Annotated in this window: 10 protein-coding genes; 3 read left to right on the forward strand and 7 right to left on the reverse strand. The window is 53.5% G+C overall.

Annotated elements, in window-relative coordinates; genetic code table 11:
- Positions 1 to 9: 9 nt before the first annotated feature.
- From RG807_RS16080 to RG807_RS16090, 3 genes are read right to left on the reverse strand one after another with little or no spacing between them, the layout of a single operon-like run.
- Positions 10 to 831, reverse strand: a complete 822-nt coding sequence (locus tag RG807_RS16080) for a glycosyltransferase family 25 protein (protein ID WP_309045804.1) — start codon at positions 829 to 831, stop codon at positions 10 to 12.
- Positions 824 to 1,801 carry a DUF6492 family protein gene (locus RG807_RS16085; RefSeq protein WP_309045805.1) on the reverse strand — a complete coding sequence of 326 codons (978 nt, stop codon included), beginning with the start codon at positions 1,799 to 1,801 and terminating at the stop codon, positions 824 to 826. Before RG807_RS16085 ends, RG807_RS16080 begins: the two co-directional genes overlap by 8 nt.
- Positions 1,798 to 2,688: a glycosyltransferase family 2 protein gene (locus RG807_RS16090; RefSeq protein ID WP_309045806.1), complete on the reverse strand. Its 891-nt coding sequence runs from the start codon at positions 2,686 to 2,688 to the stop codon at positions 1,798 to 1,800. The genes RG807_RS16085 and RG807_RS16090 overlap by 4 nt, the downstream gene beginning before the upstream one ends.
- A gap of 204 nt (positions 2,689 to 2,892) precedes the next feature.
- On the opposite strand from RG807_RS16090, the gene RG807_RS16095 reads away from it, so the two are divergent.
- Entirely contained in the window at positions 2,893 to 3,771 is an 879-nt protein-coding gene (locus tag RG807_RS16095; RefSeq protein ID WP_309045807.1) for a lysophospholipid acyltransferase family protein, read from the forward strand.
- Here RG807_RS16095 and RG807_RS16100 read toward each other — a convergent pair whose 3' ends face one another.
- The 3 genes from RG807_RS16100 to glnE all read right to left on the reverse strand — a co-directional run bounded on the left by RG807_RS16100 (position 3,772) and on the right by glnE (position 8,409).
- The gene (locus tag RG807_RS16100; RefSeq protein WP_309045808.1) at positions 3,772 to 4,437 is read right to left on the reverse strand and encodes a 3-deoxy-D-manno-octulosonic acid kinase; all 666 of its coding nucleotides are present in this window, start codon (positions 4,435 to 4,437) and stop codon (positions 3,772 to 3,774) included.
- A 55-nt stretch (positions 4,438 to 4,492) separates the two neighbouring features.
- A complete protein-coding gene (locus RG807_RS16105; protein ID WP_309045809.1) occupies positions 4,493 to 5,416 on the reverse strand; it encodes a branched-chain amino acid transaminase in 924 nt (307 codons plus the stop codon).
- Positions 5,417 to 5,496: 80 nt separating this feature from the next.
- The gene (glnE, locus tag RG807_RS16110) at positions 5,497 to 8,409 is read right to left on the reverse strand and encodes a bifunctional [glutamate--ammonia ligase]-adenylyl-L-tyrosine phosphorylase/[glutamate--ammonia-ligase] adenylyltransferase (protein WP_309045810.1); all 2,913 of its coding nucleotides are present in this window, start codon (positions 8,407 to 8,409) and stop codon (positions 5,497 to 5,499) included.
- Positions 8,410 to 8,487: 78 nt separating this feature from the next.
- On the opposite strand from glnE, the gene RG807_RS16115 reads away from it, so the two are divergent.
- Entirely contained in the window at positions 8,488 to 9,657 is a 1,170-nt protein-coding gene (locus RG807_RS16115) for a potassium channel family protein (RefSeq protein ID WP_309045811.1), read from the forward strand.
- Positions 9,658 to 9,679: 22 nt separating this feature from the next.
- The gene (gene mgtE, locus RG807_RS16120; RefSeq protein WP_309045812.1) at positions 9,680 to 11,023 is read left to right on the forward strand and encodes a magnesium transporter; all 1,344 of its coding nucleotides are present in this window, start codon (positions 9,680 to 9,682) and stop codon (positions 11,021 to 11,023) included.
- Here mgtE and RG807_RS16125 read toward each other — a convergent pair.
- Positions 11,012 to 11,899 (reverse strand): CYTH domain-containing protein, encoded by an 888-nt coding sequence (locus RG807_RS16125; RefSeq protein WP_309045813.1) that lies wholly within the window; start codon positions 11,897 to 11,899, stop codon positions 11,012 to 11,014. The two genes, mgtE and RG807_RS16125, sit on opposite strands and share 12 nt — an antisense overlap.
- Positions 11,900 to 11,934: the final 35 nt, after the last annotated feature.

Raw genomic sequence — 11,934 nt, forward strand, 5'->3', positions numbered from 1 at the left:
CGCTCTCAGCTAACGACTGAATTCTTGGGGTCGTGCCTTTCCAGGTCTAGCTCTCAGGAAATATTGGACGTTGTGAATAATTCTGCCGACCTTCTGCCTAAGCATATATGAGCGCCAGTTGATGTAACTTCGGAGAGATCGCTTTGCCTTCTGCTCATCCCCCCAGGGCATAAAGGAATCCTGCTCCGGGTCATGTGTGAGACATGGGGGATCTATGCCATAGCATTCTACGCCATTGGCCCAAAACTGATCCATCTGGCGATCTACGGGCTCTACCCAACTCTGGCAATAAGCCACAAGCTTTTCCGCTGCTGTGGGCGTCAAATAATAACCTGTAGTACTTATGTGCCCTCGGAGATATTTTCCTAGCTGAAGGCTTCCGAGCTCCATGACGGGATAATATTGGTTATTCCGTGCTTTATTCTCAAATAACCGAACACACTCCACGCTATTCGGTAGAAGCGAAATCGACCGTAAAAACTCTTTGAAATGCGCTGGGAAAATTTGCGCATCGTCTTCAAGCACCACTATTGGCTGCTTGGAGGCTATGCACCTCTGCCAAATCAGAAAGTGGCTTGCGAAACAACCCAGCTGTCCATATGTAAGCGGCTTTCCGCCGATCGACCTGACCTTCACCGGGTCGTAGTGATCAAACAGCGCGTGACCGTCCTTTCCATCAACCGCATCGAAGAACTCAAACTCTAATTCAAGTGAGGCGAATTGAGTTTCAATGGCTGCCCTTCTCTCAGCTGCGCGCACGAGACTAACCACAAGAACCAAAGGATACTGCCCTGTCCATTCAGCATGCTGCGAACATTTAACGTCAGTCATTCAGCCCGTCCTGTGTAGTAATCAAATTCATAAGCTGGCCAGACCAATCCTCAACCGACCATAATTTCCGCCCCGTACTTTGGGAATGAATAGTCACGAATTTTATAGAGGGGTCCTTGAAGCACAAAGCCACTTCGTGAGAAAGGCGCTCTGCATCGCTGGTATCGAAAATATATCGGATATGCCCTGTATCTGCCCAAACGACATTCTGGCCATATTCCGTCTGTCTACGAGCCAGGAATGCTTTGTAGGTTGCAAACTCAGACCACCTACGCGGAGGTTGCTTAAGCAAAACACTCCACCAAGGCTCACCATGTTCCGATTCAAGCCACTCAAACAAGGCTCTCAGGGTCGGCACATGGATTATAAAAGGAGTATCAAAGTAATCATTGATGCGGCCATTATGTTCAGGCTTTGCATGGACCAAGAGACTCGCCTGATTCACCCAGTTCCGGACTTTTGAAATCAGACTTTCTGGCGAGCCCCATGTGGCATAACAGGCGATGGCACTCCCTGCAGGCAAGAGCTCCGCTGGCGTTGCATCCGGGCAGACAACCACATCAGAATCAATAACAACCGCATAGTCACATTCAGACTCCGCCGCCAGCTTGAGTTTACATATCTGCTGGGTGTGCCAGCCGGTGTAGTGCGGCCAGGACGGCACACCGATTTTTCTGGACAAGCTTCCGGCAATACGGGTGACATGGCGCCCGAACAGTCGTTCATAAGCCCGTGCCTTCAGCCGCCTTTGCTCTAGTGCTGCAGGTAGAACGTCGGCTGTACTGAGCATAGTAAGAGAACCGCCCTCAAAACCACTGAAGGCATGCCTATCCTCAGCCTGGACGACGGTTGCATGCGGAATATCCCGCAACCCAGAGCGCTCTATCGAGGCTCGTAACAGCCTGAAGTGCTCAAGATCGCCAGACCAAGTGGGCGTTATAAGGATGAATGACGGCGCTGCATCCATCATTTCGCGCTCCTGTCCCGCCGACGTGACTGCCAAACCCGCAACCAGGTTCTGAGCCGACTGCGGGTTTCACTGCCGCTATACCGCCCTTTCGCAACGTGCCGAATCCGGAATACACCCGGAATCGAAATCGGCTCCCCTGGGCTGCGCAATAACCAGCGAAATGCTCGGTCTTCATGGCATTTTGCAAAGCTCTCTACCGGCTGCTGATACAACCCAATGTTCCGGCAATAGCCGACAGCTCTGCAAACGTCACCATGGGCGATCTGCAGTGGCCCAGTTGCCTTGGATATTTGCCGTGAGGTAAACGATGAGGTGTCAATATCGAGCACTTGTGGCTCAGACGAGCCCGCCTGAAGCATGGGATTGTTCTCCGCCAGCAAGTCCGTTGTTCGTTCGATTTCCGGGAATAATAATGCGTTCTGGCGGCCTTGCAACGCTTCTGCCAAGGCATCCAGACAGTTGTCACGAAACATCAGGTCGCAATCAGTAAACCAGACCCAGTCTGCCTTTGTTGCCAGGGCGGCGCGGTTGCGACCAATACCGCGACGAAAAAGCTGCTGTTTTGGAATTGGTTGCCAGTTCCAGCTAACACCCGGAACCACCTGTTGACCAAAAAAATCCAACAGTGCTTTTGTTTTAGCATCTTCCGGGCTGTAAAAAACGGTCATCGTCACATCAAGCTTCTCAGGCGGAAAAAGCACCACAGAGCTAAGCTGATAAACAAGGAAATGTGAGTAGTTCCAGCAGTGGCTGACAACTTCAACACTCAGATGCCCCGTGCGGGCAGCGCGATCCTTTTCTGGCGGTAGATTGGGTTCAAACCATGCGGCCGGTATCCAGCCACCTGCCGCAAACCGATAAAAAGCCAGTACGATCAAATTCCACATAATTGCTGCCCGAGTCGCGCCTGATTCTTGCGCCCGACTGAAGGGGTGGATTTCCTCCGGGCGTCATTCCTTAAAGCGGCAAATTCTAACATGGCGCGGTCTCAAATACAGGAAACCATCTGTTAACCAAACAGCCCCCAACTTGTACGGACCAGATGACAGTGGTACTTTTCCGATCTGCATCCCGCTGATTGGATTTTTCTTGTGTCCGGCAAACTCATCGCTCTGGCTTTTCGCTTACTTTCCTTACTCAGCCTCCGCTGGGCTCAAAACATTGGCCGTTTTCTGGGCGGCCTGGTTTGGAGATTGGGCGGTCGTTCTGTAGAAACCACCCGCAAAAACTTGCTTGCCTGTTATCCAAATCTTACAGATGCGGAACGGGAACTCCTGGGCCGCCAGAGCCTTCGCGAAACCGGTGCCACAGCGATGGAGATTCCTTTAATGTGGGAGTGGCCGGTTGAACGCTGTTTGGGTCTGATAAAGGAAATTGAAGGCGAAGAACTGCTTGATGGCTACAAGGCAGACGGCAAAGGCTTACTCCTGCTTGCGCCACACTTGGGCAACTGGGAACTTGCAGGTTTGTTCTTTGCTTCCCGCTATAAAATGGCAGCCCTTTACAGCCCGCCTAACCGCCAAGAGTTTGAAACCTACATCAAGAATGTCAGAAGTCGCAGCGGTTCTGAACTGGTCGCGACGGATCGGCGAGGCATCATTCGCCTCTTTACCATTTTGCGGGAAGGTGGTGTCGTAGGCATATTGCCAGATCAAACCCCAAGACTGGAAGGCGGTGAGTTCGCACCATTTTATGGCATCCCCACAGCCACAATGACACTCTCTTCAAAACTGATTCATAAAACGGGCGCGCAGCCGCTGATCACCTTTGCCCAGAGACTACCCAACGGCGAAGGGTTCAAGATTGTCATCAAGAAAGCGGACGAAGGTATGACGTCGAAAGATATGCCCGAATCGCTTGCCGCGCTGAACCGTTCAGTGGAGCAATGTATTGAAATGGCGCCGGAACAGTATCAGTGGGAGTACAAGCGCTTTCGCCGAACGGCCCCAGGAGAAACGCCGGTTTACTGATCAGCCCTCCCGGTAACCCCTCATAAATCTCTGCCAGAACTGCTCTCGCAGTTTGTCATCGAGTTGCCCGAGGCACTTCTTTGTAGACCGCTCAAGGCGACTGATGTTGCTTTCTTTCCACCCATCTCCAGCCTGTTCTGGCATGATGCGCCCCCGGTCAAAATCAATCAGGTAGACTTGATCCGCAACCAGAATGTTCATGCAGTTCAAATCCGCATGGTTCACGCTGGCGTTGTGAAACCGGCGCACACAGGCACCTGCCGCCTGCCAGATTTCTCCGCTCGACGAGTCAATATACTCAGAGATTGGCTTTGCACCGGGAATCCGACGAATAATCAGTGATGCACTATAGAATAGAGGCCCATGCAACCGGTAGCCTGCAGCAATAGGCTCAGGTACGGGCAAACCTTCATCGAGAAGCTGATTCAACAAGCGGAATTCGGCGAACGATCGAACGGCATCTTCGCTGGTGAATACATAACTTCGTCGAATAAAACGACCCGGCAAGCCTCCGCGACAAAAGTGTCGCAATACACCCTCGCCAAACGGCCCTTCAACAAACCAGGCAGCGCCTCGGCCACCTTGGGTGATCAAAACTGCGTTCCCACCCCAGAAATCCGGGTCGAACCACTCTTCCCGGAAACTCTCTTTAACGGCTGAAGACACCAGATAACCTCCAGTGCCTCCAATATGCTTGACGCAGCTCGCCCCCACAGGGGAATTACCCTGCGTGCGTCAGCCAGTCGCTATGCTGCGGCAGTTTTCCTTTCACCGCATCAAAATACATAGCCTGCAATTTCTCGGTTACCGGTCCGCGCTTGCCAGCGCCAATAGCACGACCGTCCAGCTCACGAATTGGCAGCACTTCAGCTGCGGTACCAGTAAAGAACGCTTCGTCGGCAACATACACTTCATCGCGAGTAATACGACGCTCTTTCACCGGAATGTTCAACTCGGCGGCAAAATCCAGAATGGTTTGGCGGGTAATGCCTTCCAGGCAAGAAGTCAGCTCTGGTGTGTGCAGAATCCCATTGCGCATGATAAAGATGTTTTCGCCCGAACCCTCAGCCACATAACCTTCGTTATCGAGCAGCAGCGCTTCTTCACAGCCACTGGCAATAGCTTCGTTCAACGCCAGCATGGAGTTGATGTAGTTGCCGTTTGCCTTCGCCTTACACATGGTGATGTTAACGTGGTGGCGAGTGTATGAAGAGGTGCGCACCTTGATGCCAACTTCCTTGGCTTCTGGCGACATGTACGAAGGCCAACTCCAGGCCGCAACCATTACATGAACCTTCAGGTTATCCGCACGCAGACCCATGCCTTCAGAGCCCAAAAACACCATCGGGCGCAGGTAGGCTTCATCAAGGTTATTCTCACGAACCGCTGCAAGTTGAGCTGCGTTCAGCTCTTCTTTGCTGAACGGCATCTTCATGTTCAGAATATGGGCAGAGCGGAATAGACGATCGGTATGGTCCTGCAGGCGAAAAATAGCCGGGCCATTCGCAGTGTTGTAAGCGCGCACCCCTTCAAAACAGCCCAGGCCGTAGTGCAGAGTGTGGGTCAGGACGTGGGTTTTGGCTTCACGCCAGGGGACCATTTCACCATCCAGCCAGATAACGCCATCGCGATCAGCCATCGTCATGCTTCGTTGCTCCTAAAAAAGCGGTTTTTGGAAACCTAGTGTAGCTTGGCATTCTATCAGGAAATTTTGGCGGAACGACACTAGGCTGGCGACACCAACATGATTTTCTTCCAGACGGACTGAATGTATCGCCGCTCGCCTGTGAACGCATCACTCGCCACCTGGCTATTAAGATTTTGCAGGGCTCGTCGGTGAATGCTGGACCGTAAGGCGATATAAGCCTCACGCAGCTTCTCCGCATCGCCCACAGGCAACACCCCAGCCCGACCCAACTCCTCCATTTGCCGGATGTTGTCAGACCACTGGGTCAGCTCCGGGTGCGCCTCACTCCAGGCCAGCATCAGGTACTGCACCATGAATTCCATATCCACAATGCCGCCCGCATCGTGCTTTATGTGAAAGGTCTCTTCCCGCTGGCTTTCAGGCGTACCCAGATTGCTGCGCATTTTCTCGCGCATCTCCAGCACCTCCTGCCGCAGGGAATCCTTGTCACGTTTCTGGCAAAGTATGTCGTGTCGAACCGTCTCAAACGCTGCAATTGTTTGCTTGCTCCCTGCAACGCCTCGGGCCCGAGCCAAGGCTTGATGTTCCCACGTCCAGGCGTCGTTGCGCTGGTACTTTTCAAATGCACTCAGGGTACTCACCAACAACCCCGAATTACCCGATGGTCGCAGCCGCATATCGACCTCATACAACTGGCCGGAAGGGGTTTGCGCATTCAGGATATGAACAATGCGCTGGCCAAGGCGCGTATAGAACACCACGTTATCAATGGGTTTATCACCATCCGTTGCTAACTCTGGGTCTGCAGTGTGAACAAACACCAAGTCAAGATCCGAAGTGTAGCCCAGCTCGATGCCACCGAGTTTTCCGTAGCCAATCACCGCAAAGTCCGTGCCGCCGCTCGCCCCTTCAGCTTGCCCGGGATACCCATGGCGGGCGACCAGATTGGCGAAAGCAACGTCGACCACATGATCAAGCACCACCTCTGCAATCCAGGTGAGATAGTCACTTACCTTCATGAGAGGCAAGGTGCCCTTTAGCTCGGAGGCCGCAACGCGGAGGGTGTGGGCCTTTTTAAAGTGGCGCAGCGACTCCATCTGGTTTTCCAGATCATCATATGAAATCCGCAGCATTTGCTGACGCAGGTCATCCTGCAACTCTTCTCGCGCCGGCGGGCTGTATAGACTTTCAGCGTTAAGCAACTCATCCAACAGCAAAGGGGTTTCAGCCAACTGCCGTGCAATCCAAGGGCTGTCGCTACACAGGCTTACCAGTTGCGAGCGGGCTCCGGGGTTTTCCAGCAATAAAACCATGTAGGCCGTTCGGCGCAAAATCGCTTCAACCAAAAGCAAAACACGGGACAAGGTTTCTGAGGGTTTCTCCACTTCGGATAACGCTTCCAGAAGCACCGGCATAAACTGGTTCAGTCGCTTACGCCCCTGCGTCTGCATAGTCTGAACAGTGCGACTGTCACGCAAACTGGCGAGTAGACCAAGACTGCCCGCTGGATCTTCGTAGCCGTGTTGGTCCAGCCACTCGATATCTGAAGCCTCATCAACTTCCGCCAGCCAAAGTTCACACCAGCCTTCATCCAGGGTTGTCTGGGCACTGTCTTCGCCTTCCTCTGCGGCAATAATGTTAGCAAAATGGGTTGCTACATTTTCTCGGTGCAGTGCCAAAGCATGCTGGCAGCATGGCCAATCGTCGAAGCCCATAATCAGTGCGATGCGCGCTCTTGAAATCTCATCCTCGGGCAGCAGCTGGGTTTGTTTGTCCTCCATGCCCTGCAGGGCATGCTCAAGGTTGCGAAGAAAAACATAGGCTTCGCGAAGCTCGTTGACTACCCGCGAAGGCAAGAGCTCCAACTCCTCGAGCTCTTTCAGAATAACCAACAATTCACGCTGTTGAAGCTCTCTGTCGCGGCCGCCACGGATGAGCTGGAACGCCTGAACCACAAATTCGATTTCACGAATACCGCCACTGCCAAGCTTGATATTATTCTCAAGACCTTGCCTGCGGACTTCGCGACCAATCATCGCCTTCATACTGCGCAGTGACTCAAACGCGCTGAAATCGATGTAGCGGCGATACACAAAGGGCCGGAGGCTTTCCATCAGAACTTCCCCAGCCTTTCGATCACCCGCTACCACACGTGACTTGACCATGGCGTAACGCTCCCAGTCTCGCCCCTGATCCTGATAGTAGGTTTCCAGTGCGGCGAAACTCAGTGCAAGCGCACCACTTTGCCCATAAGGGCGCAGGCGCATATCCACACGGAACACAAAGCCATCAGCGGTGATCTGGTCCAGCGCCTGAATCAAACGCTGCCCAAGCCGGATGAAAAATTGCTGGTTGTCCAATGAGCGCCGGCCACCCCGAGTTTCGCCTTTGCTGGGAAAGGCAAAAATCAGATCTATATCTGAAGACACATTTAACTCACGGCCGCCCAGCTTGCCCATGCCGATAACAATCAAGGATTGGGGCGCTTCCGCACCTGTCACCGGATCTACTCCCCAAGGGGTGCCATACTGCTCACAAGCGGCTTCGTTCAGCCAGTCCAGCGCACCCTGAACGCACACCTCAGCAAATGCACTGGTCGCCGCCATGGTCTCCGCCAGATCAGCCCAACGCAGCAAATCCCGCCAGATAATGCGGAACTGCGCCTCCCGGCGAAAACGGCGCAAAGCCACATGCAGGCCGGGCTCATCCGTTACTTCCGAAAGGTACTCACTACAGCGTGCCTGAAGATACTCTGGCGTGGTGGGCTCGCTCAGCAATCGCGACTCCAACAGAGTGCGCACCTGCTTTGGATGCCGCTCAAGGGTTTGCCGCAAAAACAGACTCCGCGCCATGGCTTGGGCAACAATATCTTCCGACACGTTGGCATCCGCCAGCAGCCAGCCTGGCAAACCTCCCGGAAAAACCGATGCCCAACTGGCAGAAACATCATCCGCCAACGGCAAAGGAAGGCAATTCCATGGCTCGGACATAATGCAAACCCCTGTCTCTCTGTTATATTTCCGTTACTGTATAACGAACTTACCCGAGACTGAACAGGCCAACACCGGATGCTGAGAAACCGCTTCCCCCTCAACGCGGAACATGAAAAAAGCAAAATCCCTATGGGCGGGCTTATCCGGAGGCGGGCAAAAAACCTGTTCATGGTTCTGATCGCGTTGCTGTCCACCCACATACTGATTATCTGGGCGGTGGAGGAATTAACGCTGTTCGAGTCGCTTTGGATGACCATGACCACCATCGCAACTGTAGGCTATGGCGACTTCGCACCCGTCACCTACATTGGCAGAATCAGCACCATTTTATTCATATTCGTGGGCGCTATTACATTAATGACGCTGATTGTCAGCGATTTTATCGAGTACCGGTTCTACCGCCGGGAACGCATTCTCACCGGACGCTGGATCTATAAAATGAACAACCACATTGTTATTATCAATACCCCGAGACATGGCGGCACCACGTACTTCATGCGCTTTGCAACGCAAATCCGGGCCGTGCAGGGCTATGAGAGCATTCCCATCATGCTACTTACCCGGGAATTCCCCAGCGGTTTGCCAGCCGAGCTGTCCGATTTGGGGATCGTTCATTACCATGGCTCCGGGTTCGATCCCGAAGCATTGAAGGCCGTGCACGCGGGCAGCGCCAAGCACATTGTTGTTCTGGCTGCTGACGAATCCGACCCACATTCAGACAGCCTCACTTTCGACATATCCCACCGCCTTGGCGAGCTCAATCTGGGCCAGAAAACAACCGTAGAGTGCGTTACAGACACCAACCGCAGCCGTTACAAAGAACTTGGAGTTCGGGCCGTTATTCGCCCGGTTCGCACCTACCCTGAAATCATGGTGCGCTCTGTAGTGGCTCCCGGGTCGGAAAAAGTTCTGGAAGACATGTTCAACTACGAGCAAGACCACCCACACCGCTACGACCTGGAACTGGATGATCTTAACTGGGCCGATATTGTCAGCGCATTGATTCGCCATGGCATTGGTACCGCGCTGGCCTATATCAATCATGACGACGAGGTTATCTGTCACCCGGCCATAACCGAAGAGATTGAGGGCAAAGGCCTTATCGTGCTGGTCAAATCCAGCGACACGCCGGATCTGGAGGTGGTTAAAGAGGCTCTGGAGCGCTATCGCAAGTTTATGGAAAAATGGAGAAACATGCAGGAAGATGCGACCATAACCAATACTTCAAACCCTACTACTCACTGAGCAATTTTCCCAGGCATCGTCTATGGAGTCCGTCCTTTTCCAGCCGCTGGTAGATGCGCTTGCATCCGGTCAGCCTACGGCCGTTGTTGACGCCGCGAATCTATTCAACGCTGCCGACCTTGCCGAATTTATCGAGCAAAATATTGAGGGAGAAACAGGCCGCGCTCTGTTTCAGGGCCTCCCTATTGCTCTACGAGCGAAAGTTCTGGGCTATACCAACCCGGACACCCAGCTGCTACTAACCGAAACAACACCTCTGGCTGAACTGGCATTACTTACCACAGAAATGCCATCGGACGACCGGGTTGATTTTTTCAACCTGCTTGAAGAGCCTCGTCAGAAACAGCTAATCAAAAAGCTTGATCAGGAAGATCAGGAAGACCTTACCGCGCTTCTGGCATACCCAGAGGGCACGGCTGGCGCTTTGATGAGCACGGATTACGCGGTGTTTGAGTCCGGCATCACCGCGAATAAAGCCATAGACATCCTGCGCAAAACAGCAGAAAACAAAGAAACCATCTACCAGTCCTACGTGATTAATGAGGACCAAGTGCTGATCGGCGTGGTGTCCCTGCGCCGACTGATTATTGCCAAGCCCGACACCGTTATCGACTCCCTGCTCGCCACGGGCCTGGTGACCACGCACACGAACACGTCGCAGGACGATGTAGCCAGGCTGATTGCCAAGTACGACCTCCTGGCACTACCCGTTGTAGACGACCACAACCGCCTTGCGGGCATCATCACCTACGATGACGCCATGGACGTTATCGAGGCAGAGGCCACGGAAGACATTCACAAAGGCGGGACGGTCAGCAATCTCGATTCAGGCATTACTCTGGCCTCACCTTTTTCACTCTACCGATCCCGCATCCAGTGGTTAGTTATTCTGGTGTTTGCCAACATCTTCACTGGTGCCGGCATCGCGCATTTTGAAGAGATCATAGGCGCTCATCTGGCCTTGCTGTTCTTCATGCCACTCCTGGTTGCCAGCGCTGGCAACGCAGGGGCACAATCCGCCACACTGGTTGTAAGGGGCATCGCAACGGGAGATGTGGTAAACCGCGATTGGCTTCGCCTGTTTAATAAAGAGCTACTCGTGGCAACCGCCCTCGGCCTGAGCATGGCGCTGACGGTGTGGGTTGTAGGCATATTTCGCACGGAGATGGTTATAGCCACAATTGTAGCCATCACCATGATTGCGGTTGTGCTTGCCGGCGGGCTAATAGGCATCCTGCTGCCACTGCTGCTCAATCGAATGGGCATTGACCCTGCTGCAGCCAGCATTCCGCTTATCACAACCATTGCCGACGTAAGCGGTGTACTGATCTATTTCAGTATCGCCACATTGATTTTAGGGGCCTAGCGAGCGCCTTGCTCGATTCGCCAGCAAGCCAAGCTGACATTGACCAAGTTCTGGCTTGTCCAGCAAATCCTCCAAAGACTGCCCCTTGGCCAAGGCCTCAACTACTGTGGCAAAGGACTGCCCCAGCCCGGAAGCTTCCGCCTTCACAGCCAGCGCCTGAACATCCAGTCCATCAAGCGATACGCTCCCCTGCACAAGCCAGGCATGACTAAGCCGGTGTAAAAGGCGATCAAGGTCATCATGCGTGTCGACCTGTACGTCGTTATCTTCGGCCGTAACATGTATTCCCGCAAGGTAGTAACCCTGCTCAGCCTTACTGATCAGATTCAGAAACACCGGGAATTGCCGGGCGAGCGTTTCTGCCCATACAAGCAGCCTGGATGGATCGCCCGAGACAAGCTCAAACTCCACTTCGTGCAGCGGCTTTTCCTGTCCGCCAGCGGCGATGACGCCCTCATCTACAGCACATTCAATCACCGCCTTACCATCGTCCAGCATAATCACTTGGCGGGTAAAATTGGTTTCAAACACCGGCGCTAGCCGCGCCAAATACCCATAATCGCCCAACGAGGTCTCCGCCAGCAGCCTCAACGAAAGAGAAGGGCCCGAAACTGGCCACTCCCATTCATCGCGGCGGTGCGCGCCGTTCACGAACTCGCCGCGGGTTTTTAGTGTCTGTATGTACTGACTACCCGCTTGGCGCACACGAAGAGCGGCTTGCCGACGATTAAGCTCGGCATCAGGGGTGTCGTAATAGCAGTTTGCAAGGGATTTTTTACTGCCTGCTCGTGCTTCCGGCTGGGCTTGCAGCCATGCTAGAGCTTCAACTATTACACCCCTGTTGAGGGTGAGCTTAACTTCCAACTCCTGAGCCATAACAAAATCGCCATCCGTTTTTAACTATAAAAAAA

The organism is Marinobacter sediminicola, from assembly GCF_031157525.1.
GTDB lineage: Bacteria > Pseudomonadota > Gammaproteobacteria > Pseudomonadales > Oleiphilaceae > Marinobacter > Marinobacter sediminicola.